Genomic DNA, 23,717 nt, shown 5'->3' on the forward strand with positions numbered 1-23,717 from the left:
CGAGCCGTTCGGGTACCCCGGCCGCGTGAACGCAAACTCGCCGACGTCGTCCTCCCGGTTGTCCTGGTCGCGGGTTGGGCGGACGCTGGAGTGGTCGACCGTGCGACCCGCGATGAGTCCGAGGCAGCAGTGAAGGGCAACAACGAGATTTCGGCGGCCGCGAGCGGCCGGCGCCGGATTTCGCTGTCGATCGGGCGCAGACCCGGTGACCTGATCTCGCTGGCGATCGCGGCCGCCGTGGTCACGTTGTGCTCATTCGTGGCGAGAAACCCGGCCATCAACCCGGTCGAGGTGGCGATTTACCAGCAGCTCGGGAAGATCCCGGCCGAGTCCGTCTGGGTGTGGCGGGTGCTGGCGGGGGTCGGGAGCTGGATCGGCATCGCCGCCGCTTCCGCGCTGGCCTTGTACTTCAAGCGGATCCGGCTCGGGGTGTCTCTCGCGACGGCCGGCACCCTGGCCTGGGGATCGGCGCGGATCCTGCACTGGTTCACCGGATTCCGGCCCGTTCCCGCCGAACTGCTGTCGGATCCGGCGATCCGCCTTCCCGGCGCCGCGGGATTCGACTTCCCGTCGGTGCCCGCGGCGATCGCGGCGGCGATGGCCACGGTCGCCGCCCCCTACCTCACCGTGAAGGTCCGCAACCTGGCCTGGGCGGTGGCGGTCCTGGCCGCCGCGGCCGATGTGTACCTCGGCGGGCACCTCCCGCTGGGGGCCTTCGCCGGGGTGTTCCTCGGCTGGGGCGCCGGGACGATCATCCACCTGGTGCTGGGCGCGCCCGGGCGCCGGACGTCGGCGGAAGCGGTGCACCACGCGCTGGACGTGGCCGGGTTGAACCCGGTCCGCGTGCTCCCGGTCGAGCAGGGCACGCGGGGACCGCTGCAGTTCACGGTGGACACCTCGACGGGCGACCGGCTTCGGGTGGAGATCGTGCGCCGGCTGCACCGCCGGGCCGGCGCGTGGTACCGGCTCAGGCGGCTGCTGGCCTCCCTCGACGCCGAAGACGATCCGCCGCTCTCGACCACCTACCACGAGGCCGAGCACGAAGCGTTCGTCACGCTGTTCGCCGATCGCGCCGGGGTGCGGACGCCGCCGGTCGTGTCGGTCTGCGAGACCGAACACGGCTCGCCGCTGCTCGTGCGCCGGGAAGTCGAGGGACGCCGGTTGGGTTCCGCCGAGATCGGCGAGCCGGTGCTGGACGGCATCTGGCGGCAGGTCGCGATCCTGTCCGAGGCCCGGATCGCCCACCACGACCTGCGGCCCGAGAACTTCCTCGTCGACACCGCCGGCGACGTGTGGCTGCTCGACTTCACCTTCGGCCGGGTGAGCGCGGCCCCGGCCCGCTGCGCGCAGGACCTCGCCGAGGCGCTGGTGTCCCTGACGGCGCTGGTCGGTGTCGAGCGGACCGTCCGCAGCGCGCGCAGGACGCTGTCGCCCGACCGGCTCGAGACGGCCCTGCCCTACCTCCAGCCCCTCGCATTGCCGCGGAGGATCCGGAGCCAGATCGACGGCCGCTACGTGCTGACCGATCTCCGTGAGACGCTCGCCGAAACCATCGACCGGCCCATCCCCACGTTCCGTTCCCCGGTTCGCCCGAGGACGATCGTCGGGCTGCTGTTGTTCGGCGCGGCCGTGTATGTGCTGCTGCCGCAGCTGTCGGGAATCGACGAGGTGGTCGGCTCGCTGCGGGACGCCCACTGGGGCTGGCTGCTCGCGTCCGTGGTCACCGGTCTGCTGGCGATCGTGATGTCGTCCGTGTCGTTCCTCGGTTCCAGCGTGACGCCGCTGCCCTTCTGGCGCACCACCGCGGTGCAGCTGGCGGCGGCGTTCACCGGGCGCACCACGCCCGGCGGGGTCGGATTCTTCGGCATCAACATCGCGTTCATGGAACGCCTGGGCATCCGCCGCGCCCACGCCGTGGGCGTCACCCTGCTGAACCTCGCCGCCACGGGCGCCGTGTCGGCGCTCTGGTGCGTGATCGGCGTGTTCGCGCTCGGTGGTTCGGGAGTGGTTCGCGGGGTGTCCATCCCGCACGGGTGGCCCGTCCTGGCGGGTGCGGGCGGCGCCCTGGTCATCGCCGGCCTCGTGATCGGCTCCCCGCTGGGGCGCCGCCGCCTGGTCCGGCCCACGGTGGCGATGGCCCGCGACCTGCTGCCGGTGCTGCGCGACCCGATCCGCGCGCTCGAACTGTTCGGCGGCGCGGGCGCCTATCTGCTGTTCTCCGGCCTCGGACTCGCCACCAGCCTGGCCGCGTTCGGCGTCGCAGTCCCCGTGGCCGCGGTGCTCGTGGTGTTCGTGGTCGCCCAGTCCCTCGGCCACCTCGCGCCGATTCCCGGCGGCCTGGGGGCGGTGGAGGGCTTGATGGTGGCGGGGCTGACCGCGGTGGGCGTGCCGCCGGCGACGTCGGTGGCGGCGGTGCTCACTTCGCGGCTGCTGACGTACTGGCTGCCGGTCCTACCGGGAATCGCGACGTTCCGGTATCTGCAGCATCACGGCACCATCTGACCGGGACGGCGGATTTCCGTTGAGCCGCCTTCGGATTCCCAGCGGCAGACGTCGTTTTCGGACGGTTGGGCGCCCAGGCCGGCGCCGTCGAGGAGGGCCGCCGGGCGGGTCGCGTCGTTCTGGTCCGAGGCGGCCGACATCGCGCGCTCGACGATGACCGGTGTGGTTTCCGCGGGGACGACGAGCAGGGTGAGGCGGCGCATCAGGCTGCCGGTCACGTGCACGATGTGCGGGTCCTGGGCGGGGAACCCCTCCAGCCGGATGATCATGCCGCGGTTCACCATTCGGGTTCCGGGCACCGTCCACGCCGGCGACGGGTACGCCACGCGCCACACCGGTCCGATCCGTTCGGCGAGGGCGGCCGCGAGTTCCGGCACCTCGGCGGTCAGCTCCGTCGAACGCGGCCACCAGGCGCCGTCGACGAAGCCGGTGACGGAAGGCTGCGGCTTGAGCCGCACCCTGGAGCCGCCGAGCGGGGCGTCCATGAGAATTCCGATCCCGGTCAGGCCGGGCCGGTGACCCCGCTGTCGCTCAGGATGAGCTGGGCGGAGTCGGTGCTGTCCTGGGCGGACGTGGCGGCCAGGGCGCGTTCCGCGGCGGCCGGGTCGGCTTCCGGCGGGATCACCAGCAGGGTCAGGTGGTGGATACGCGGCCCGATCACCACGACGGTGTGCTGCTGCAGGCCGAAAAATCCCGCCAGCCGGACCAGGTCGGGACCGTGGGCGAGCCGGGCCGGCGCGAGGTCCCACGCGGCCGGGTTGAAGCCGATGCGTTCCACCCGGCCGAGCCCGGCGGCGATCGACGAGACGAGGGCGCTGAACTCCGCGACCGGATCACGGGAACGCGGCCACCAGGCGCCGTCGAAACAGCCTTTTGTCGCTCCCGGTTCCTTCAGCCGCAGCCGTTTTCCGGTCGCGAGCGAGCCGATCACCGTTCCCGCCGCACCGCGGTCCGTTCCGAACTCCATGGTCGCGCTCCTGTCCGGCTTGCCTCGTGCGACGAGCGCTCCCGCGATTTCCCCGAGGTGCGCCGTCCTCGGCCGGCAGAGTCGAATTCCGTGATTTCCTGGGCCAATAACCTCAGCGTACGCCGATTTCGCCCGCATTCGGGGTAGCGTGGTGGTACCAGGGGGAGGAGTGTCCGGCTGCTCGCCGGTGCCACCGCTGGCGCACGAACAATCCCCGGCCCCGTCGAGGGCCGGAGGTGGGAGCGCCGGAATGGCGACCGCGATTCAGCCGGAAATTGACCAAATCCACGAGCCCCGCCTGCGGCTGAAAAACTCCGGCACCGAACGCGGCTCTGTCGACGGCGGTTGGTGGCCGCGTTCCACGGATCTGGAAGCGGAACTGCCCTCGCTGGCGGCCGCGCTCGAGCAGTCGGTGGGACCGGTCACGCGGGTGTCCTACCACCTGGACACCTGGGACCCGGCGACCCGGAAGGTGTACCTCGGCGACCGGATCGTGCCGCTCGAGGGCTTCCGATTCACGGACCCGCACACGATCACGGCGATCGGGTCGAATTCACGTCAGCTGATCCTGCTGGTCGTACCCCCGGAAACGTCGCAGGAAGCGGCCGACACTGCGCTGCGGTCGGCCGCTGGCGAGGGGTCCACGACCACTACGACGGAAATCCTTGCGGGCGAAGGCGTTCCCGCGTAAGTGAGAGCACCAGTACTGAAATTCCAGTCCGATGTGGACATGGATGATCTCACGCGAAAAATCGTGCGATGCGGTCCATGGCCCTGGGGATGTGAACTTCGCCGGGGAGCACTTCGTGCCGCGAACGCGGATAAACGGCGCGCAAAATCGCCACACTGCGCGCGTATTCCGGCGTCGTACTACCGCCCTCGACGAAAGTCACCGGCGCCGTCACGCCGGCCCAGAACTCGGCCGGCACTTTCAGCCAGGTCGCGGACTCGAGGTCGGCGATGAGGCCGGGGACGAGCCGCGCCAGCTTGGCGACCGTCCCGTCGGCGGCGCCCTCGTCGCGCGGGGCGGGTGACCCGCTCAACGTGAGAGCGAGGCGCACCGCGTCTTGCGGATCACCTCCCTCGACGGCTTCACGACAGCCCTTGAGCATCGGTTCGAGCGGGCCGCCGAGCAGAGCCACCGGCGGTTCGTACAGCACCATGCCCGCGACGCGCTCTTCGGCGGCGCGCGCGGCCGCCAAGCTCACCAGGCCACCGAAGGAATGTCCGAACACCATCGCCGGCTCCGCGACTTCCCCCAGCACGGCAACGAGATCCTCCGCCTGCCGATCGAACGTCACCGGAGCCGGCCCCGGCGACGTCCGCCCGTAACCCCGGCGCTCGACGAGCACGACCGCGTACCGGTCCGCCAGCACCCGCGCCAGCGGCCGGTACAGCTCCAGCGGCGCGAGCACCCCCGGCACGATCACCAGCGGCCGCCCCCGGCCCTCCGAGGAGAAATGAACCTTCGTTCCGTCCGGGGAAATCGCGAACCCGTCACGCACCGCTGCGCCACCCTCCCTCGGCCGGTCCGTCGTCGGAACGATCTTTCCACCTCGTGCGCGGTGGGCAAACGCGGCCGAGCTTCGCCGGGGCTCAGAGATTGTCGTGCGGGTACTCCGGCGAGCGGTGCTGGAAGGACAGGATCGCGGGGTTCTCGACCGTGCCGTCACGGATCTCGATGGCACGGCGGACGGTCGGGTGCTCGTCCCAGCCGGCGGAGCCCGCGAGGACCGACCGCAGGTGCGGCAGCAGGGCTTCGCTGATCTCCCAGGTCGCGGAGTTCCACAGGTAGGACGGGCTGTGGTCGACGGCGTAATAGGTGATGCCGTCCCCGACCGGGAAGGTCGGCGCGGCGAACGTCGTGGGCCGGGCCCAGCTGAATCCCATGCCTTCGTCGCACGAGACGTCGACGATGAGGCTGCCCGCGGTGAACGCGGCGAGGTCGTCGTCGATGAGGAAGGTCAGCGGCGCGGCGGTGTCCTGCAGCACGCAGTTGACGACGATGTCGTGCTCGGCGAGGAACCCGGCCAGCGGGACCCGGCCGGTCGGGGTGAGCGCGTGGCTGCGGCGGAGATCGCCCGGGTTGGTCACGTCGTGGTCGATGTGCACCATCGTCGCGGAGTGGATCGGCGAGCCGACCGCGCTGAGGCCGCGAGCGGTGAGGACGTCGACGTCGTGGATCCCGTGGGCGTTGAGCGCCGTCACCGAGCCGCGGGCCGTCGCGCCGAAGCCGATCACCACGGCCCGCAGCCGCCGGCCGAAGTCGCCGGTCGACCCGATGAGCTGCAGGCCGTGCACCACCGAGCAGTACCCGGCGAGCTCGTTGTTCTTGTGGAACACGTGCAGGCCGAACGAGCCGTCGCGACGCCAGTGGTTCATCGCCTCGAAAGCGATCACCGTGAGCCGCCGGTCGATGGCCAGCTGGGTCAGCTCGGCGTCCTGCACGCAGTGGGGCCAGCCCCACAGGACCTGGCCGTCGCGCAGCTCGGCGACGTCGCCGGCCAGCGGCTTGGCCAACAGGACGACGTCGCACTCGGCGATGAGCTGCTCACGCGAGCGCAACCCGGCGACGAGGCCTGCCAGCTGCTCGTCGGACACGCCGAAGGGCTCGCCGTAGCCGTGTTCGAGGTAGATGGTCTTCCGGAGATCGGCGTCGATCCGGTCGAGGTGGTGCGGGTGGATCGGCAACCGGCGTTCGTTCTCTTTCCGGGAAAGAGCGATGACGCCGAGACTGAGCTGGTGCACCTGGAGCCCCTTTGCTAGGACCCAGTCCTAACACACTCGGCGCGCCGGCCGTGAATTCATCAGGCCCGGTCGAGGCGCGGGTACAGGATTTCGCGGACGATGAGCAGGGCCGCGGCGGCGATGGGGATGGCGACGAGCGCGCCGACGATGCCCAGGAGCGCGCCGCCGACGATGACGGCGACAACGGTGACGAGGGCGGGCACCTTCACCGCGCCGCCGATGATGCGGGGCACCAGGAGGTAGTCCTCGACGAGGCGGTAGCCGACGAAGAACCCGATCGTGGCGAGGCAAACCGGCAGGGACACCGTCAGGGCGACGAGGCTCACGAGCACGCCGCCGACGACCGAGCCGACCACCGGGATCAGGTCGAGGATGGCGACGGTGATCGCGAGCAGCGCCGCGTAGGGGACGCCGAAGATCAGCAGCCACGCCAGGGTCAGCACGCCGGCGATGACAGAGATGGCCAGGTTGCCCAGCACGTAACCGCCGACCTTGGTGGAGATCTCGTCGCCGAGGAGGATGGCGCGGGGCCGGCGCGAGTGCGGGACGAGCCGGTAGCCGTCCGCGCGGATGCGGGGCAGGTCGGCGAGGAAGTACACCGTGAGCACGATCAGGATCAGCACGTTGGTCAACGCGCTGAACACGGCCTGGCCGGCGCCGAGCAGACCGGTGCCGAGGCCGGGCCCGCTGAGCAGGCCTTCGAGCTGCGACTGCAGGTGGAAGCGGTCGTTGAGCTGCCCGAGGACGGTGTTGTGGTTCTGGGCGTCGTGCAACCAGCCGGGTGCCTTGGCGACGAGCTGCGTGCCCTGTTCGACGACCACCGGGATCGCCGCGGTGAGGAAGCCGCCGAGGGCCAGCAGCCCGACGACGAACACGGTCGTCACCGCGAGCCAGCGCGGGAACCGGCGCCGCGTCAGCCACGAGACCGCGGGTTCGAGGCCGATGGCGAGGAACAGCGCGAGCCCGATCAGCACCAGGATGTCCTGGAGCCCGACGACGATCAGCACCAGCCCGTAGACCACCGCCACGCCGGCCGCGCCCGCCAGACCGAGCAGGAAGGGCGACCGCCGGTTGAGCGGTTTTCCCTTGGCGCCCAACGGCTGTGCGGCCGTGCTGAGCTCGGCCGCGGCGGCTTCGGCGGCGGCGAACGAACCCTGCTCGGGTTCCTGCGATTCGGGCACGGCTGGGCCTCCGGGGGTGCGGGTGTTCGGATCGTGGAGGCTGTGGGTTCAACCCGCGTTGATCGAACCAGGCCGTGGCCCCGGGGCGCAGTGTCACCGGGGATCGAGCACTCCGCGTTCAAGGCCCGGTGCGTAGCCCGGGTTGAGCTTGCGGGCCAGGCGGTCGAGCTTCGGCCAGCGGACGTCGGTGGCCCAGCCGGCCTTCTCGAACAGCCAGATGATCCGGGCCGAGATGTCGATCTGGCCGCGGCGGACGCCGTGGCGGGCGCCGGTCGGGTCGGCGTGGTGGGAGTTGTGCCACGACTCGCCCATGGACGCGATCGCCAGCGGCCAGAAGTTCGCCGACTTGTCGCGCGCGGCGTAGGGCCGGTCGCCGATCATGTGGCAGAGCGAGTTCACCGACCAGGTCACGTGGTGCAGCACCGCGACGCGCACGAGGCTCGCCCAGAAGAACGCGGTCACCGCGCCCCACCAGGACATCGTGGCGAGGCCGCCGATGAGAGCGGGCGCGAGGAGCGTGACGGCGGTCAGCGCGGGGAACCAGCGGTCGATGCGCGCGATGTCGCGGTCGGCGAGCAGATCGGGGGCGAACCGCTGGGCGTTGGTCTTCTGGCGGTCGAACAGCCACCCCATGTGGGCGAACCAGAACCCCTTGGCGAGCGCGGCGGGCGAGGTGCCGTAGCGCCACGGGGAATGCGGATCGCCGTCACGGTCGGCGAAGGCGTGGTGGCGGCGGTGGTCGGCGACCCAGGTGATCACCGGGCCCTGCATGGCCATGCTCCCGGCCACGGCCAGCGCGATCCGCAGCCCGCGGTGGGCCTTGAACGCACCGTGCGTGAAGTGCCGGTGGAACCCGATCGTCACGCCGAGGCAGGTCAGGACATAGAACCCGGCGGCCAGCGCGAGGTCGACCCAGCCGAGACCCCAGCCCCAGGCGAACGGCACCGCCGCCACCAGCGCCAGCAGCGGCACCACGGCGAACAGTTTGACCAAGGAGTTCTCGGTTCGGGTCTTTTCACCCGACAGCATCGGCTGCGCGGGTTTTCGCGCACCGCTACCAGGGCGCGTGAGGGTTTGTGTCATGCGATCGCTCTTTCTCGGAGACGGACGGTGGTCGCCGAGTTCTGGGGCGATTAGCACCGGGATATCCCGCGTGGGGTGAGGCAAAACCGTCGGGTGGGTCACACGTGCGTCACGGCCGGACCGGTTCCGCCGGTGGTCCACAGTGGATTTTGGGGGTGGGATGCCGGGAAGTTTCCCGGTTCCCCGAACCGGGCCGGAGGTGTCACCCGTGGTGGCGCCGGCGTTGTCGGTCGCGCCGCTGGAACCGGTGCCGCCGGAGCCGCCCGGAGTGCCGGATGCGGCGGCCATCCGAACGGAGGGGTGCGGGGCCGATCTTTTTCCGTTCCGCCGAAAAGATTCGGCGCCGCCACCACCCGATCCGGGGTCCGGACCAATCCGCGTCCCGAGCGGCGCCGAACTCCGGTGGTCCACGCAAGATCCGTTGCCCGCGCGCACGTCCGGCGCGGGTTCGCCCGGCGCGGCCGATCGCGGTGCCGGGTCGGAAGGAGATCGCCTGTGTTCGGCAAGCGTTATGCCGCCTCCATGATCAGCCGGAGCGCGGAGAATCCCCAGGATCGGCGGAAGTTCCTCCAGGCCGCGGGCATGACCGGGCTCGGCGTCGTCGGCGTCGGCGCGCTCGGCGGAATCGGGCTCGCCGGGCCGGCGGCAGCGGCGACGCGGCGGTCCGCGCCGGTGGCCGAGGCCGGCGCCGAGGTGAGTGACGGCGCGGTGCTCAACTTCGCGCTGAACCTCGAATACCTCGAGGCCGAGTTCTACCTGCACGCCGTGACCGGCAAAGGCCTGGCCGACTCGATGACCACCGGCACGGGCACCCGCGGCGGGGTCAGCGGCGGCCGCGCGGTGCGGTTCGAGACGAAAGCCACCAAGCAGTACGCGCAGGAGATCGCGGGTGACGAGAAGGCCCACGTCGCGTTCCTGCGCTCCGCGCTCGGTGCCGCGGCGGTGAGCCGGCCCGCGATCGACCTGCAGTCCAGCTTCACCGCCGCCGCGCAGGCGGCCGGGATCGTGAAGCCCGGGCACACGTTCGACGCGTTCGCGTGCGAGGAGAACTTCCTGCTCGCCGCGTACCTGTTCGAAGATGTCGGCGTCACCGCCTACAAAGGCGCGGCCCCGCTGATCAGCAACAAGACCTACCTCGAAGCGGCCGCGGGCATCCTCGCGGTCGAGGCCTACCACGCCGGCACGATCCGCAGCGCGCTCTACCAGCGCGGCGGAGGCCTGCTCGGCACCGGCCTGTTCAGCACGGACCTGAAAACGGCGTCGGTCAGACTGTCCGCCGCCCGCGACAGCCTCGACGGCCCCGCCGACGACGACCAGGGCGTGATCGACAGCCACGGCAACGCCAACATCGTGCCCACCGACGCCAACGGGATCGCCTACAGCCGCAGTCCCGGCCAGGTCCTCAACATCGTGTACCTGACCGACAAGGCCGCGACCTCCGGCGGGTTCTTCCCCCAGGGCGTCAACGGCGACGTCACCACCAGCGCCGCCGGCTGACCCGGCACACACGGAAACGAAGGGGGGTGGCGGGCCGCGTGGCCCGCCACCCCCCTTCGTCACGTTCGGTCAGCCGGGGAGTGCGACGACGACCGTGATCCGCACGGACCCGCGGCGCAGTACCAGCCATCCGTCGGCCGCGCTCTCGATGTCGTAGCCCTCGGCGAGGTAGGAGTCCAGCTCACGGGCCAGCTCGCCGCCGCCGGCGACGTGGTGGACCGGCTCGTGCGCAGTCACGTGCTCTCCTCCCCACGGGAATTCGGCATCCGAAGTGGACAGTGGCTCACGCGAGGTCGAGCCGGAGCACGCCCGGAGTCGTGGGCCGGGGTGATCCCGTCGCGGGTTCGGTGGTGACGGCGATGTGGTCGACGTCGGCCGGCAGGGCGGTGACCAGCGGGCCGGCGTCGGGGCGGAGCAGACCGGCCGACTGCGGACCGCGGGGGCTGATCAACCAGACCTGGTACGCGTGGGCGGGGTCGAGCGGCGCGACGCCGGCGAGCGAGACCGCGACGCGGGCGGCGCTGCGGGAGGCCTCGGCGGTACCGGTGCCGCCGGTGGCCACGCGGGCGGTGACGGTGACCGCGTCGGGTGCGGCGAGGATCGGCCCGTCCGCGATGGCGACCGTCGAGCCGTGGGGGTCGCCGCCCAGCGTGATGCCCCCGACGACGCCGGCGGCCACGGCTGCGACGGCGGCCACCGCGATCGCCGCCCGGGTGCGCCACCGGCGGGGGATACGGACCGCGGGGTGCGGTTCGCGGACGATCGGCGGGGCCTGGCGCGTCGTCGTGATCCGGGCGAGCACGGACGAGCGCAGCCAAGCCGGCGGGTCGGCGGCCGCGGCGACGCCGAGCAGCGCGGCCACGGCGCGCAGCTCGCGCACCTCGTGGGCGCACACTTCACAGTCGCGCAGGTGCCGTTCGAACTGTGCCCGCTCGAAGTCGCCGATGGCGTCGAGCGCGTAGGCGCCGGTGAGGGCGTGGGTGTCGGCCGTGGTCATGCTCGTGCTCCCAGGACGTGGCGCAGGCGGATGAGGCCGTCCCGCATGCGCGACTTGACGGTGCTCACGGGAATGTCGAGGAGGGCGCCGACCTCGCGATAGGTGTATCCGTCGTAGTACGCGAGCTCGATCGAGCGGCGCTGCAGGTCGGTGAGCGAGGCGAGCGCCGCGCGCACGTCCTCGCGTTCCAGGCGCAGCATCGTCTGCTCGGCGACCTCGTCGAAGTCCCGGTGCGGGTCCAGGCGGCCGGCGCGGGCCTCCCGGTCGGAGCCGGACTGCTCGGACCGCACGCGGTCGATCGCCCGCCGGTGCGCGATCGTCAGCGCCCACGACCGCACGTTCCCGCGATCCGGGCTGAACGTCGCGGCCTTGCGCCAGATCTCGAGCATCGTCTCCTGCGCGACCTCCTCCGACTGGGCGCGATCGCGCAGCACCCGGCCGACCATGCCCAGCACGGGGCCGGCGAGCTCGTCGTACAGCGCGGCGAAGGCCACCTCGTCCCCGAGCGCTGCCCGGGCGAGCAGCTCCTCGGGTGTCGCCTGGAAGTCCACTGTAGACAGTTGCGGCGGCGCCATCCGCAAAACTCCGGCGTGACCGGCCATGTGAAGTCCCTCCCGGCCGAACCGCCGAGTCCGCCACCGGCACTCAGCCGACGGGTCACCAGGCATTCGCCACCGGTTCCGCGCCGTATTGGTGCCGATCGGAAACTCACCCGAGCAGGTGCCCATCCGGACGCCGGGCGGGGCCGAATGACCGGTATGGCCACTACCGAAGCCCCTGCCGCGCCGAGCACCGCGCCGGCCCGACTGCGCATCCCGTCCGCGGCGCTCTGCGGGGTGCTGGCACTGCTCGCCGCGCTGGGGGCCGGGCACCTCGTGGCCGGGTTCATCAGCATCAACGCCTCGCCCTACCTCGCCGTCGGCAACGGCGCGATCGACCTGACGCCGATCGGGCTGAAGGACTTCGCGGTGCGGACGTTCGGCACCTACGACAAGGTCGTGCTGCTCGGCGGCATGGCCGCGGTGATGGTCGCCGCGGCCGCGGTCGCCGGGGTGCTGTCGCTGCGCTCGCCCCGGCCAGGAGTGGTCATCGTCGCCCTGTTCGGGCTGCTCGGCGGGTTCGCGGTGTACCAGCGCCTGGACCTGACGGCCGTGGCGCTGCTGGCGCCGGCGGCGAGCCTGGTGGTGGGCGTGGCCGTTTTCCTGCTGCTCCACCGGATCGCGCCCCGCAAGAACCCGACGGCCGAGCGGCCCGCGGGTGCGTCGCGGCGGTCGTTTCTCCTCGGCGGGGCGGGTGCTCTCGTCGGGGCCGGGGTACTCGGCGGGGCCGGCCGGCTGGTCAGCGGCACCCGGGACGCGACGGCGTCCCGGGCGGCGATCGGTGCCCTCCTGCCCGCGAAATCCGCGCCCGCGATCCCGGCCGACGCCGACTTCGCGAAGCTGGGGACACCGACGTTCCTGACGCCCAACCCCAAGTTCTACCGGGTGGACACCGCGTTGTCGGTACCGCAGCTGCGCGCGGAGGACTGGAGCCTGCGCATCCACGGCATGGTCGAGCGGGAAGTGCGCTACCGCTACGCCGACATCCGCAACCGCCCGCTGGTCGAACGAACGATCACCATGACTTGTGTGTCCAATGAGGTCGGTGGCGACTACGTGTCGACGTCCGACTTCATCGGCGTCGACCTGGCCGATCTGCTGGCCGAGGCCGGCGTGCGGCCGGGAGCGGAGCAGCTGTTCTGCACGAGTGTCGACGGCTGGACCTCCGGCACGCCCGTGGCGGCGGCACTGGATCGCGGCCGCGGCGCGATGCTGGCGATCGGGATGAACCGGGAACCGCTTCCGCTGGAACACGGGTTCCCCGCCCGGCTGGTCACACCGGGGCTCTACGGCTACGTGTCGGCGACCAAGTGGGTCGTGGACATCGAGGTGACCACCTGGCGGGCCCGGCAGGCGTACTGGCTCAAACGCGGCTGGGGCGAGCAGGCACCGATCAAGACGGAGTCACGCATCGACACCCCGAAAGGCTTCGACACCGTGCCGGCGGGTGCGGTGCGGCTGGCCGGCATCGCGTGGTCGCAGCACAACGGCATCGCCGACGTCGAGATCAAAGTGGACACCGGCCCGTGGCAGCGGACTACGCTCTCGGCCGAGGTCAACGTGAACACCTGGCGCATGTGGTGGACCCAGATCGCCGTGAAACCGGGGACGCACCAGGTGTTCGTCCGCGCGACCGACAAGACCGGCTACACCCAGACCGACGCGCGCGCCGGCACCGTGCCCGACGGCGCCACCGGCTGGCACTCCACCACGTTCATCGCGACGTGAGCGGCTCACTCGAAAGAGTTTCCCGCACCACCAATCCTTTTCTGGACCGGCGTCGAATCCCTCACGAGAAACACCCCGGCGACCCACTGGGCCGGTCCTGGTTCATCTGTCCACTGTGAATGGAGCTTTACCGTGAAATCCCTTCGTATCGCCGGAATCGGCGTCACCGCTGTCGCCGCCTTCGCGCTCGCCGCCTGCGGCACCGACAGCGGCTCGTCGAGCAGCAGCGCCCCGGCCCCGGCCTCGTCGGCCCCGATGTCCAGCGCCGACTCCGGTGTCTCGAACGGCATGACCACCAACGCCGACGTCTTCGGCCCGGCCTGTTCGCAGCTGCCGCAGGGCAACTCCCCCGGCTCGCTCGACTCCATGGGCCCGCAGCCCGTGGCCAGCGCCGCGTCGACGAACCCGCTGCTGACCAAGCTGGTCGCCGCGGTCAAGGCCACCAACCTGGTCGACACGCTCAACAGCCAGCAGGCCATCACCGTCTTCGCCCCCGCCGACCCGGCGTTCAACGCCCTCGGCGACGCGAAATTCAACGAGCTGGCCCAGAATCCCGACCAGCTCGCCCCGATCCTGCAGTACCACGTCGTCGGCAAGCGCTACGACGCCAAGGGCCTCGCCGCCGCCGGCACCGTCACCTCGCTCAACACCGCGGGCGGCCCGCTCAAGATCGAAGGCAGCGGCGACACCATGACCGTCAACGGCGCCAAGATCCTCTGCGGCAACATCCCGACGAAGAACGCGACCGTCTTCGTCATCGACAAGGTCCTCACCCCGGGCACCAACAAGAACTGACCCCCGACGCGGACCAACAAGCCCGGCGTGCTTGCCCCAGAGGCCACGCCGGGCTCGTTGCAGTCCGGAGGGCAGCAGCTACAGCGAATCCACGACCTCCGCCGAGTTCCGCAGCGCGTCGCGCAGCCGGCGAGCCACCCGCGCGGGCGCCGGGCGCACCGGGTGCGGCCACGTGGCTACGACCACCGGCTCCTCACCACCCTCGGGCTCCAATGCGAGCCGCCAGCCTTCTTCACCGTTCCACAGCAGCATCAGCAACCGCCCGGGCCAGGCCGCGCTGGAGTCGGCGAGCGCGATGTACGCGCTGGGCCGGGGCCCGCTCTCGCACAACGCCGCGCCGGCCTCGACGCCGACCTGCTCGGCCACGGCGTTCACGTAGTGCCGCAACACCAGGGCTTCTCGATACTCGGGCTCCACCGGCCTGCCTCTCACCATCGTCTCGGGGGCGGGGTTTCCTGTCGCCGGTGCGGCGAAACCCGGCCGAGGGTGCCGCGGCGGGCTAGGGGTCGTCGGGGTGCAGGCGCCAGGTCATGGTCACGGTGGTGCCGGCGCCGGTGCGGACGATCGTGGCGTCGTCGGACAGGATCCGGATGAGGGCCAGCCCGCGGCCGCGCGTCGGGTCCGGTGCGGCCGGCGGACGTTCCCAGCGGCCGAAATCGGTGACGGTGACGCGGATCAAGCCGGGCTGGTGCTGGGCGCACAGCTCGACGTCGCCGGCGGCACCGGCCGGGTAGGCGTGCTCGGCGGTGTTGATCAGGGCCTCGTAGGCGGCCAGCGCGATGTCACCCACGAGGTCGGCCGGCGGCTCCTGCGCCGCGATCCAGCGAGTGAGCTTGTGGCGCACCTTGGTCACGTCGCCGGTCCGCGCCGGCGACGTCACCCGCAGCTCGGGAGTGACGGTCGCGCCGAGATCGCCGGCCGGAGCCATGTGCGCCACCTCGCGCTTTCCTGATCGGGTTGGCCTGGACGTCATGGGCTCGGGGTACCCGCCCGCGGCACTCCCAAGCACCGGATGCTCACCCGGCCGCCAGAGCCTCCTCCACCGAGGCGTACGTCGCGAGCTGCTGGTCGAGGCCCACCAGCTTCAGAGTGCGGCCGAGGTAGTGCTCGACCGCCAGGCGCAGGCTGGTCTGCTCCGCGGCCTTCAGGTGCGCGTCGACCAGGGCCGCGATCGCGCCCGAGCCGAAGAACTCCACGGCGGTGAGGTCGATGACCAGCACCTCGGGGCCGGCATCGACCGCTTCGCGGATCGAGGTCCGCAGCCGCGGGGTCGTCACCGCGTCGAACTCGCCCTGAGCGGTCAGCACCACGGCGGAACCGGCGCGGCGCAGGCTGATGGTCGTCTCCCCCGCGAACGAGCGGGGGTCTTGTCCTGGGTTCGGATCTGATGCCGGCATCCTCCGATACTCGTCCGCCCGCCGCCGGGCCGCACAGCCACGGGCGAGGCGGCCGAGGGCGCCGGGGCGGCGTGCCGCCCGGTCACTGGTCGGAAGCGCTTGCCGCCCAAGCGTTCCGGGCGTCCGCGGTGGTGGGGTAGGTCTTGAAAAGCTCGGCCAGCCCGATGAGGCCGAGCGTGCGGGCCAGGTGGCCGGGCACCGCGGCCAGCGCGATCGCCGCGCCGGCCGCGAGGGCGACGTTGCGGGCCGCGATCAGGGCCGAGACGCCGCTGGAATCGCAGAACACCAGGCCGCTCAGGTCGACGAGCAGCTGCTGGCCGGCGGCCGGGGCCAGGAGCCGGATCGCTTCGAGGGCGTCGGGCGCGGTGGCGGCGTCGAGCTCTCCGCTGAGCTCGAGCAAGGGGCCCGAGGCGGTGTCGTGGGTGGTGGCGGCGAACTCGATGGTCACGGCTCCTCGTCTCCGGGGTGCGGAATGCTCAGGGCGAGCAGCGCGGTGTCGTCGTCGACTCCGGCGGCGAACCCGGCGAGCAGGCCGGAGATCGCGGCCACCACCGTCGTCGCGGTGGCCGGTGCGAGGGTCGAGGCGAAGTCGCGCAGCTGCTCCTCGCTGTAGCGGACGCGGCCCTGGGTGCGGGCCTCGGTCAGGCCGTCGGAGTAGAGCACCAGGGTGTCCCCGGGTCCGAGGTGGCGCTCGACGGAGACGAACCGCGCGTCGGGCAGCGCGCCGACCAGCTGCCCACCGGGCGTGTCGACCAGCTCGGCCGCGCCGTCGCGGCGGATCAGCAGCGCGGGTGGGTGCCCGCCCCCGGCCAGGGTGACGGTGGCGCCGGCGGTGTCGGGCACGAGCAGCCCGTGGACGACGGTGCAGTACCGCGGGTCGGTGCCGTGGTACTCGTGGTTGAGCACCGTGTTGAGGTTGCCGAGCACCGTGACCGGATCCGGCTCGTAGACCGCGGCCGCGCGCAGGGTGTAGCGGGCCAGCGAGGTGACCGCGGCGGCCTCGGCGCCTTTGCCCGACACGTCGCCGAGGAAAAACGCCCACGTGCCGCCCGTCAGCGGGAACAGGTCGTAGAAGTCGCCGCCGACCTCGTCGGGCGAGGCGGGGTGATAGTACGCGGCGACGTCCATTCCGGGCACGGCCGGCAGGACCGGGGGCAGCAGGGTGCGTTGCAGCGTGGTGGCCAGGCGTTGCACGCGGTCGCGCTCGTGCTCGGCCTCCTGGCGGGCCCGCAGCAGCTCCTGCTCGTAGGCGCGCCGGTCGCGCGCGTCGAAGACGGTGGTGCGGATCAGCTGGCCCTCGCCGCCCAGCCCGGTCTTCACGGTGGACGTGACCAGCACCGGCAGCCGTGACCCGTCCGCGCCCTTGAGCTCCAGGGCGATCCCGCCGAGCTCGCCGTGCATGCGCAGCGACGGCGCGAAGTGCGTTTCGTGGTACAGCCGGCCACCCACGGTGAGCAGGTCGGCGAACCGGCGCCGCCCGACGAGCTCCTCGCGCCGGTAGCCGAGCCAGCCGAGCAGCGTGGTGTTGATCTTGGCGATCGTGCCGTCCATCAACGTGGACAGGTAGCCGCACGGCGCGTGCTCGTAGAGGTCCTCGACACTGTCCTCCAGCAGGGCGGAGAACGACGCGGCCAGCGCCTCGGGGTGTTCACCGGCCGACCCGCCGCCGGTCTCGCCCATCATCAGCCGGCCGCGAACGCCGTGATCGCGGCCGCCGTCGCCTCCGGCGCGCTCAGCTGCGGGCAGTGGCCGGTCGCGTCGAGCGTCACCAGCACGCTGCCGTCGATCCGGTCGTGGACGTAGCGCCCGACCTCGGGTGGCGCGATGGCGTCCTGGGCGCACTGCAGCACCGCGGTCGGCACGGTGACCTTCGGCAGGTCGACGCGGTTGTCGGACAGGAACGTGGCCTTCGCGAAGACCCGCGCGATCGCCGGGTCGGTGCGGCAGAAGCTGTCCCTGAGCTCCTCACCGAGCTCGGGCCGCTCCGGGTTGCCCATGATCACCGGCGCCATCGCGCCCGACCAGCCGAGGTAGTTCGCGTCGAGCGAGTCGAGCAGCTCGTCGATGTCGGCGCGGCTGAACCCGCCGCGGTAGTCCCCGTCGTCGAGGTACCGCGGCGACGGCGTCAGCAGCACCAGCTTCGCGAACCGCTCCGGCTCGCGGTTGGCGGCCAGCACCGCGACCATCGCGCTCACCGAGTGCCCGACCAGCACGACGTCGCGCAGCTCGAGCTCCGCGCAGATGTCGAGCACGTCCTGCGCGTACCCCTCCAGCCGCGAATACCGCGGCTCCGACCACGCCGCCAGATCCGACTTGCCCGAGCCGACATAGTCGAACAGCACCACGCGAAACCGCTCGGCCAGCGCCGGCACGACGAGCCGCCACAGGTTCTGGTCGCACCCGAACCCGTGCGCGAGCAGCACCGTGGGCCGGTCCTCCCGGCCGGTCACGGTCACGTTGTTCCTGCTGCGCACGTCCACCGGGCCATCCTGTCACCGATGGCCGGGGCGTGGCGCACCCAGGCACGGTGAGCGTTTTTTGTCCTCGGGGCTTGCCGGGTTCCGTGGGTTGCTTGTGTTCAGTCGACCGCGAACGAGGAGACTCGCAGATTCCGGCTGAGCGTCAACATCAACTCTCCACTGTGGATGTTCGAGGTCTCGGACAAGCGGTACAAATCGGGGTTCCGGAGAGGGTCACCGCACGCGGCGGCCCCCGTCGGCCACCGCCGGGGCACAGCCTCCTCGACGGCGCGCTATCCCCGACACCACAATGAGTTGTCTTTTCCAACTCACTCTGGGACGGTGGTGAAAGTCCCCCACCGCAAGGGAGACGGGAACGGAGAACAGGGATGAGTTCGGACACGGTCTTGGTCACCGGAGCGACCGGTCGGCACGGGGGCACCGGCGCGCACGTGGTGCGGCGGTTGCTGGAGAGCGGGATTCCGGTGCGGGCCTTGGTCCGCGGGCACGACGAGCGGTCCGAGCGGGTGGCCGCGCTCGGGGCCGAGGTCGTGGTCGGCGATCTGAACGACTACCGGACGCTGGTGCCGGCGTTGGACGGCGTGGCGCAGGCGTACCTCACCTATCCGGTCGACGCCGGGATCGTCCAGGCGGCGGCGAACTACGCGGAGGCGGTGCGCGAAACGGGCGGAAACCCGCGCACCGTCGTGATGTCGATGGGCCCGTCGACGCGTACGCATCCGAGCCACCTCGGCCGGGGCCAGTGGCTGTCGGAGGAAGTGCTGCAGTGGGCCGGGCTGGATGTGACGATCCTGCGCATGGCCGCGGTGTTCCACGAGGACCTGCCGTTGTTCTCGACGCAGTCAGTGCGCCACGAGAGCGTGATCCGCAACTGCTTCGCGGAAAAGCCGGTGAGCTGGCTGAACGCGCTCGACGCCGCCGAGTTCTGCGTCGCGGCCCTGCTGCACCCGGAGCTGTTCGCCGGCGCGCCGGTGCACTACCTGCCCGGCCCGGAGTTCTTCGACTTCCACCAGGTCGCCAAGGTGTTCAGCGACGTGCTCGGCCGGCCGGTCCACTTCGAACCGGTCAGCCGCGAAGCCTGGGAGAAGGAACTGCTCGACCTGGCCGCCTCCCCGCAGGCGGGCCTGCTCAAGGCCGACATGTCGCGCCACATCACCGCGTGCGGCTACGCCGTCGCCGAGGGCCTGGAGCGCGGCAACACGAAGTACACCGACACCGACGCGTTCCGGCGCATCACCGGCCGCACCCCGACCACCCTGCACGACTACCTCACCGAACACGCGGCCGTCTTCCGCTGACCCGCCGCGCACGTCGCGGTCAGCCCGAGGTGCGGTTGGCCGCGTCGGGTATTCACTGGCCACAGTGGTCCTCCCGAGTGGGTGTGACTTTCGTTCGGCGCTCGCACGACCGCCGTCATACGCGGGCCGGCGGGCGCGGCCTAACGTCGGCCGCAGCACGCGAAGGGACACCGCCACGATGGACAGCGACCTCATTCCGAAGCCCGTGAACGACGGCGGGCTGTGGGCCGACGACCTGCACGAAGGGATGCCGTTCCGGTCCGTGACCCACGCCGTGACCGAAGAGCAGATCGTCGCCTTCGCGACGGCGTTCGACCCGCAGCTCTACCACCTCGACGCCGAAGGCGCGCGCGGCACGTTCTTCGACGGGCTCGTCGCGAGCGGCTGGCACACGGCGGCGATCACCATGCGCCTGCTGGTCACCTCCGCGCTGCCGCTCGCCACGGGGATCGTCGGGGCGGCCATCGACCTGGCCTGGCCGTCGGCGGCGCGCGCGGGCGACCTGCTGCACGTCGAGGGGCAGATCGACAAGCTCACCTTCTCGCGGTCGCGGCCCTCGCGCGCCACCGTGCTGATGTCGTACAAGACGGAGAACCAGGACGGCGACGTCCGGCAGAGCACGTCCGCGCGCGTCCTGGCCTTCCGGCGGCCCGGGCGTTAGGCGAGCGGCGAGAACACCAGGCTGCCGTTGTGCCCGCCGAAGCCGAAGCTGTTGGACAGCACCGGGCCCGGCGTCCACGGCGTCAGCGACCGGGCCACGTCGACGTCCAGCGCGGGGTCCTGTGTGGACAGTCCGAGCGTCGGCGGGATCAGCTCGTGCGCCATCGTCAGTGCGACGGCGACGGCCTCCACCGCGCCGGCCGAGCCGAACGAGTGTCCGGTGGCGCCCTTGATGCTGGTCACCAGCGGCCGGGAGGCACCGAACACGCGGCGGATGGCGCGCGCTTCGGCCGCGTCGTTGAGGGCGGTCGACGTGCCGTGGGCGTTGATGTGCGTGATGTCCTGCGGGGTGTAGCCGGCGTCCTCGATCGCCATGCGCATGCAGCGCTCGGCGCCCGCACCGTCGGGGGCGGGCGCGGTGACGTGGTAGGCGTCGGCGGTCGAGGCGGTGCCGTCGATGGTCAGGTAGATGCTCGCGCCACGCTCCAAGGCGAGCTCCAGCGGTTCGAGCACGAGGATGCCGGCCGCCTCCGACGCGGCAAGGCCGTCTCTGTCCACATCGAACGGACGCGAGATCCCGCTGCGGCTCAGCGCGCGCATGTTGGTGAACCCGGCCACGCACACGGGCGTGAGGCTGGAGTCGCTGCCACCCGCGAGCACGAGGTCGGCGCCGCCCGAGGCGATGAGCTTGGCACCCGCGGCGATCGCGTCGGTGCCGGCCGCGCAGGCCGTCGTGATCACCGACGCACTGCCCTGGAAGCCGTAGCGGATGCTGAGCGCGGCGGCGCCGGCGTTCGGCATCGTCATGGGCACCGTGTGCGGGGAGACCTTGCGCTCCCCGTGCGCGGCCAGGACCCCGGCCTGCGACTCCAGTGTGGACACACCGCCGATGCCCGTGCCGAGCGAGACGGCGGCGCGTTCGGCATCGCGCACCGCCACCGTCGGCTCGATCTCGCCGGTCAGCAGCCCCGCGTCCGCCAGCGCCTCGTCGGCGGCCGCGACCGCCATCTGCGTCGCGAGGTCCGCCGTGCGCGCCGCCTTGTGCGACATCCAGCGCCGCGGGTCGAAGCCGCTGAGCCGCCGCACGTTCGCCGCGGCGGCCGGACGCGACAGCCCGTCCCAGAACTCCTTCACGCCGATGCCGGCCGGCGACACGACACCGATCCCGGTCACCGCGACGCGCCGGTTGAGGGCTGGCTTCATGCACGTGCTCCTTCGAAAACAGGCCCGAGCTCTGGCTAGGCTTTTGCACAGTCAGGTGTAGTCTACGGGACGACGGCGCCGGAGCCGCACCGACCGAACTCAGGTCACACCGGCGGTTGACGAGTGAGTTGCATTGCGCAACCCTGAGGGCACGCAGCAACTTCACCGGAGAAGGAAAGCAGGCGGACCGTGCTTGTCGGCATCTACAACGAGTACAGCGCGAAAGGCAGCTTCCGCGACCTGGCCGACGACGTCGTCGCCTACGAAGGCGCCGGCGCGGACATCGCCTACGTGGCCGAGGTGTACACGTTCGACGCGGTGAGCCAGCTCGGCGCGCTTGCGGCGCTCACGAGCACCATCCGCATCGGCTCGGCGATCCTGCCGATCTACACGCGCACGCCGTCGCTGATCGCGATGACCGCCGCGGGCCTGGACCACGTGAGCGACGGCCGGTTCATCCTCGGCCTCGGCGCGTCGGGCCCGCAGGTGATCGAAGGGTTCCACGGCGTCCCCTACACCGCGCCGCTCGGGCGCACGCGCGAGGTCGTCGAGATCTGCCGCCAGGTCTGGCGGCGCGAACGCGTCGTGCACCAGGGCAAGCACTACCGCATCCCGCTGCCCGAGAACGAGGGCACCGGCCTGGGCAAGCCGCTCAAGCTGATCAACACGCCGGTGCGCAGCCGGATCCCGATCCTGATCGCGTCGATCGGGCCCCGGAACGTCGCCATGACCGCGGAGCTCGCGGACATCTGGCAGCCGTTCTTCTTCCTGCCGGAGAAGGCGAAGGACGTCTGGGGCCAGTCACTGGCCGACGGCGCCGCGAAGCGCGCCGACGACCTGCCTCCGCTGCAGATCGAGGCCCAGGCGGTCTTCCGCGTCACCGACGATCCGCAGCCGATGCTGGACGCGATGCGCCCGACGCTCGCGCTGTACATCGGCGGCATGGGCGCGAAGGGCCGCAACTTCTACAACGACCTCGTCCGCCGCTACGGCTTCGAGGCCGAGGCGGAGAAGATCCAGGACCTCTACCTCGCGGGCAAGAAGCAGGAAGCGGAAGCGGCGGTCCCGGAAGAGCTGCTCCGCTCGATCTCGTTGATCGGCCCCGAAAGCCACGTCCGCGAGCGCATCGCCGCGTACCGGGAAGCCGGCGTCACCACGCTCACCATCACCCCGGCCGGTGCGACGCGCGACGAGCGGGCCGGCGTCGTCGAGCAGTTCCGTGCGCTGGTGGACGAGAGCTGACGATGCCACCGTCATTCACGAGCCTGGTCGAATCGGGCCTCACCGCGGCGGATCTGCTGGCGGCCGCGGCGCCCGGCGCGGTGTTCGACAGCGCGGTCACCGACTGGCCGGGCCTGTCCCGCGAGCAGGCCGCGACCCTGCTCGCCGCGGAAACGACCGGGGTCGAGCACTCTGCGATCACCGAACGGTTCACCGGCGGACGCGCCGAGGGCCTGATGCTCACCGGCGAGGTCGAGGGCGAGCCCATCCGGCAGATCCTCCTGGCCACCACCGACGAATCCGGGCGCTTGACCGCGGTCAAGAGCTTCCTCAACGCCACGCAGCCGTTCACCACGTTGCGAAACCGCGCGAAGGCCGCGTTCGACGACGTTCCGCCCGAGGCCTGGGCGGTGCCGTGGCTCCCGCCGGACACCGGCGAGTACTCGGCCAAGCCCAACCACCAGTACAGCCCGGCACTCAGCTTCCACAGCCCGATCCTGCGCAAGAGCGTCTCCCCCGAACCGCTGGCGAGCCGCGTCCTCGGCCACGCGACGTCGGTCTACGGCGCCCGGGACTGGAGCGAGCTCAGCCTGGACCGCGGCGACCGCCGCATCGGCTACTTCACCGGCGACATCCAGGGCAAGCCCGTCTCGATCGCGTCCGTGATGCGCTTCGACGACGACGGGCTGGTCGACGTCCTCGCCTGCTCCCGCCCCTGGTCCTCGGCGGTGGCGATCTACTCGCGCATCAAGGCCCGCCTCGGCGAGGAACTCGGCCCCGACCACTTCTGGGCCGCTCAGCCGGACTACGACAGCTACCTCTGACCCGGGGAACCGCCGTGCCGCCACCACGGCGTGGTGGTAGACCGCCCGCGGGCACAACACCCTGGGGTTTGCCCGACCTGCTGCGGCCGATCGACGAACGCTCGGCGGCGTTCCGCGCGGTGGTCGCCGCCGGGCGGAGTCTCGCGAACGGGCGGCCCTGGTGGCCTGGCTGGCCGCGCTGCGCGACGCCGGCCCGGATCACGCGTACTGGAGGTGGTGGGACACTTCGTAGTCGCCTCGGACGTGCGATGCGGTCGCCCGCCACCAGCTCCACGAGATCTCGGTGCGCACCTACGACGCTCAGCTCACCGTGGGCGCTCCTCAGCCGCTGCCGGACGACGTAGCGCTCGGCCGTGCGGACGAGTTTCTGTCCACCTGCTGCACGTCGACGAGCGCCGGGCCCCGCGAGCCCTGCCGTCATCGATTTCCACGCCACCGAGCGGCGTTCCTGGAGCCTCGCGCTTTCAGCCGGCTGAACCTCGAACGCGACTGGCTTCAGTTCGACCTGCTCGTCGGCTGGGACCCGCACGAGTGACA

The 23,717-nt window shown here is 71.5% G+C and carries 26 protein-coding genes; 10 read left to right on the forward strand and 16 right to left on the reverse strand.

Annotated elements, in window-relative coordinates:
- Positions 1 to 90: 90 nt before the first annotated feature.
- Entirely contained in the window at positions 91 to 2,502 is a 2,412-nt protein-coding gene (locus tag ACQPXB_RS37370; protein ID WP_432846265.1) for a flippase-like domain-containing protein, read from the forward strand.
- Here the strand turns inward: ACQPXB_RS37370 and ACQPXB_RS37375 are convergent.
- Both ACQPXB_RS37375 and ACQPXB_RS37380 read right to left on the reverse strand, forming a co-directional pair.
- Positions 2,487 to 2,987: a DUF5994 family protein gene (locus ACQPXB_RS37375; RefSeq protein ID WP_432846266.1), complete on the reverse strand. Its 501-nt coding sequence runs from the start codon at positions 2,985 to 2,987 to the stop codon at positions 2,487 to 2,489. The genes ACQPXB_RS37370 and ACQPXB_RS37375 overlap by 16 nt on opposite strands.
- A gap of 17 nt (positions 2,988 to 3,004) precedes the next feature.
- Positions 3,005 to 3,469 (reverse strand): DUF5994 family protein, encoded by a 465-nt coding sequence (locus tag ACQPXB_RS37380; RefSeq protein ID WP_366582905.1) that lies wholly within the window; start codon positions 3,467 to 3,469, stop codon positions 3,005 to 3,007.
- Between the two features lie 250 nt (positions 3,470 to 3,719).
- On the opposite strand from ACQPXB_RS37380, the gene ACQPXB_RS37385 reads away from it, so the two are divergent.
- Complete coding sequence (locus tag ACQPXB_RS37385; RefSeq protein ID WP_432846268.1) at positions 3,720 to 4,160, forward strand: DUF5994 family protein; 441 nt, start codon at positions 3,720 to 3,722, stop codon at positions 4,158 to 4,160.
- 49 nt (positions 4,161 to 4,209) lie between these two features.
- Here the strand turns inward: ACQPXB_RS37385 and ACQPXB_RS37390 are convergent, their stop codons facing one another.
- From ACQPXB_RS37390 to ACQPXB_RS37405, 4 genes are all read right to left on the reverse strand, one after another.
- On the reverse strand, positions 4,210 to 4,974 hold the full coding sequence (locus ACQPXB_RS37390) for an alpha/beta fold hydrolase (RefSeq protein WP_432846270.1): 765 nt from the start codon (positions 4,972 to 4,974) through the stop codon (positions 4,210 to 4,212).
- Positions 4,975 to 5,065: 91 nt separating this feature from the next.
- Positions 5,066 to 6,217: a N(5)-(carboxyethyl)ornithine synthase gene (locus ACQPXB_RS37395; RefSeq protein ID WP_432846271.1), complete on the reverse strand. Its 1,152-nt coding sequence runs from the start codon at positions 6,215 to 6,217 to the stop codon at positions 5,066 to 5,068.
- A 59-nt stretch (positions 6,218 to 6,276) separates the two neighbouring features.
- Positions 6,277 to 7,398: an AI-2E family transporter gene (locus tag ACQPXB_RS37400; protein ID WP_432846272.1), complete on the reverse strand. Its 1,122-nt coding sequence runs from the start codon at positions 7,396 to 7,398 to the stop codon at positions 6,277 to 6,279.
- A gap of 93 nt (positions 7,399 to 7,491) precedes the next feature.
- Positions 7,492 to 8,481 (reverse strand): acyl-CoA desaturase, encoded by a 990-nt coding sequence (locus ACQPXB_RS37405; RefSeq protein ID WP_432846274.1) that lies wholly within the window; start codon positions 8,479 to 8,481, stop codon positions 7,492 to 7,494.
- 495 nt (positions 8,482 to 8,976) lie between these two features.
- Here ACQPXB_RS37405 and ACQPXB_RS37410 point away from each other — a divergent pair, with 495 nt between their 5' ends.
- Entirely contained in the window at positions 8,977 to 9,978 is a 1,002-nt protein-coding gene (locus ACQPXB_RS37410; RefSeq protein WP_432846275.1) for a ferritin-like domain-containing protein, read from the forward strand.
- 69 nt (positions 9,979 to 10,047) lie between these two features.
- Here the strand turns inward: ACQPXB_RS37410 and ACQPXB_RS37415 are convergent, their stop codons facing one another.
- Genes ACQPXB_RS37415 through sigK form a run of 3 tightly spaced genes read right to left on the reverse strand, consistent with a single transcriptional unit; the run spans position 10,048 to position 11,577 of the window.
- Positions 10,048 to 10,215: a hypothetical protein gene (locus ACQPXB_RS37415; RefSeq protein ID WP_432846276.1), complete on the reverse strand. Its 168-nt coding sequence runs from the start codon at positions 10,213 to 10,215 to the stop codon at positions 10,048 to 10,050.
- A gap of 46 nt (positions 10,216 to 10,261) precedes the next feature.
- On the reverse strand, positions 10,262 to 10,975 hold the full coding sequence (locus ACQPXB_RS37420) for an anti-sigma factor domain-containing protein (RefSeq protein ID WP_432846278.1): 714 nt from the start codon (positions 10,973 to 10,975) through the stop codon (positions 10,262 to 10,264).
- A complete protein-coding gene (gene sigK / locus ACQPXB_RS37425; protein ID WP_432846280.1) occupies positions 10,972 to 11,577 on the reverse strand; it encodes an ECF RNA polymerase sigma factor SigK in 606 nt (201 codons plus the stop codon). Before sigK ends, ACQPXB_RS37420 begins: the two co-directional genes overlap by 4 nt.
- Positions 11,578 to 11,733: 156 nt before the next feature.
- Between sigK and ACQPXB_RS37430 the strand changes: the two genes are divergently transcribed.
- On the forward strand, positions 11,734 to 13,302 hold the full coding sequence (locus tag ACQPXB_RS37430; RefSeq protein WP_432846282.1) for a molybdopterin-dependent oxidoreductase: 1,569 nt from the start codon (positions 11,734 to 11,736) through the stop codon (positions 13,300 to 13,302).
- A 132-nt stretch (positions 13,303 to 13,434) separates the two neighbouring features.
- Positions 13,435 to 14,097: a fasciclin domain-containing protein gene (locus ACQPXB_RS37435; protein WP_432846283.1), complete on the forward strand. Its 663-nt coding sequence runs from the start codon at positions 13,435 to 13,437 to the stop codon at positions 14,095 to 14,097.
- Positions 14,098 to 14,175: 78 nt separating this feature from the next.
- Here the strand turns inward: ACQPXB_RS37435 and ACQPXB_RS37440 are convergent, their stop codons facing one another.
- The 6 genes from ACQPXB_RS37440 to ACQPXB_RS37465 all read right to left on the reverse strand — a co-directional run bounded on the left by ACQPXB_RS37440 (position 14,176) and on the right by ACQPXB_RS37465 (position 17,974).
- Positions 14,176 to 14,487, reverse strand: a complete 312-nt coding sequence (locus ACQPXB_RS37440) for a DUF6292 family protein (protein ID WP_432846285.1) — start codon at positions 14,485 to 14,487, stop codon at positions 14,176 to 14,178.
- A 109-nt stretch (positions 14,488 to 14,596) separates the two neighbouring features.
- Positions 14,597 to 15,025 (reverse strand): ATP-binding protein, encoded by a 429-nt coding sequence (locus tag ACQPXB_RS37445; RefSeq protein ID WP_432846287.1) that lies wholly within the window; start codon positions 15,023 to 15,025, stop codon positions 14,597 to 14,599.
- An 88-nt stretch (positions 15,026 to 15,113) separates the two neighbouring features.
- Positions 15,114 to 15,494: an STAS domain-containing protein gene (locus ACQPXB_RS37450; RefSeq protein WP_432846289.1), complete on the reverse strand. Its 381-nt coding sequence runs from the start codon at positions 15,492 to 15,494 to the stop codon at positions 15,114 to 15,116.
- Positions 15,495 to 15,576: 82 nt separating this feature from the next.
- Positions 15,577 to 15,942 (reverse strand): STAS domain-containing protein, encoded by a 366-nt coding sequence (locus tag ACQPXB_RS37455; protein ID WP_432846291.1) that lies wholly within the window; start codon positions 15,940 to 15,942, stop codon positions 15,577 to 15,579.
- Positions 15,939 to 17,177: a PP2C family protein-serine/threonine phosphatase gene (locus ACQPXB_RS37460; protein WP_432846293.1), complete on the reverse strand. Its 1,239-nt coding sequence runs from the start codon at positions 17,175 to 17,177 to the stop codon at positions 15,939 to 15,941. Before ACQPXB_RS37460 ends, ACQPXB_RS37455 begins: the two co-directional genes overlap by 4 nt.
- Positions 17,177 to 17,974 carry an alpha/beta fold hydrolase gene (locus ACQPXB_RS37465; protein WP_366582921.1) on the reverse strand — a complete coding sequence of 266 codons (798 nt, stop codon included), beginning with the start codon at positions 17,972 to 17,974 and terminating at the stop codon, positions 17,177 to 17,179. Before ACQPXB_RS37465 ends, ACQPXB_RS37460 begins: the two co-directional genes overlap by 1 nt.
- Before the next feature lie 368 nt (positions 17,975 to 18,342).
- On the opposite strand from ACQPXB_RS37465, the gene ACQPXB_RS37470 reads away from it, so the two are divergent.
- Together ACQPXB_RS37470 and ACQPXB_RS37475 are read left to right on the forward strand one after the other, a co-directional pair.
- A complete protein-coding gene (locus tag ACQPXB_RS37470) occupies positions 18,343 to 19,272 on the forward strand; it encodes an NmrA family NAD(P)-binding protein (RefSeq protein ID WP_366582937.1) in 930 nt (309 codons plus the stop codon).
- A 178-nt stretch (positions 19,273 to 19,450) separates the two neighbouring features.
- On the forward strand, positions 19,451 to 19,933 hold the full coding sequence (locus ACQPXB_RS37475; RefSeq protein WP_432846296.1) for a MaoC/PaaZ C-terminal domain-containing protein: 483 nt from the start codon (positions 19,451 to 19,453) through the stop codon (positions 19,931 to 19,933).
- Here the strand turns inward: ACQPXB_RS37475 and ACQPXB_RS37480 are convergent.
- The gene (locus ACQPXB_RS37480; protein ID WP_386947533.1) at positions 19,930 to 21,135 is read right to left on the reverse strand and encodes a beta-ketoacyl-[acyl-carrier-protein] synthase family protein; all 1,206 of its coding nucleotides are present in this window, start codon (positions 21,133 to 21,135) and stop codon (positions 19,930 to 19,932) included. The genes ACQPXB_RS37475 and ACQPXB_RS37480 overlap by 4 nt on opposite strands.
- Before the next feature lie 189 nt (positions 21,136 to 21,324).
- Between ACQPXB_RS37480 and ACQPXB_RS37485 the strand changes: the two genes are divergently transcribed.
- The 3 genes from ACQPXB_RS37485 to ACQPXB_RS37495 all read left to right on the forward strand — a co-directional run bounded on the left by ACQPXB_RS37485 (position 21,325) and on the right by ACQPXB_RS37495 (position 23,715).
- Positions 21,325 to 22,377, forward strand: a complete 1,053-nt coding sequence (locus ACQPXB_RS37485) for an LLM class F420-dependent oxidoreductase (RefSeq protein WP_432846298.1) — start codon at positions 21,325 to 21,327, stop codon at positions 22,375 to 22,377.
- Positions 22,378 to 22,379: 2 nt separating this feature from the next.
- Positions 22,380 to 23,180: a hypothetical protein gene (locus ACQPXB_RS37490; RefSeq protein ID WP_432846300.1), complete on the forward strand. Its 801-nt coding sequence runs from the start codon at positions 22,380 to 22,382 to the stop codon at positions 23,178 to 23,180.
- Positions 23,181 to 23,463: 283 nt separating this feature from the next.
- Complete coding sequence (locus ACQPXB_RS37495; protein ID WP_432846302.1) at positions 23,464 to 23,715, forward strand: hypothetical protein; 252 nt, start codon at positions 23,464 to 23,466, stop codon at positions 23,713 to 23,715.
- The last annotated feature ends 2 nt before the right edge of the window (positions 23,716 to 23,717 follow it).

The organism is Amycolatopsis sp. CA-161197, assembly GCF_050942255.1.
Taxonomy (GTDB): domain Bacteria; phylum Actinomycetota; class Actinomycetes; order Mycobacteriales; family Pseudonocardiaceae; genus Amycolatopsis.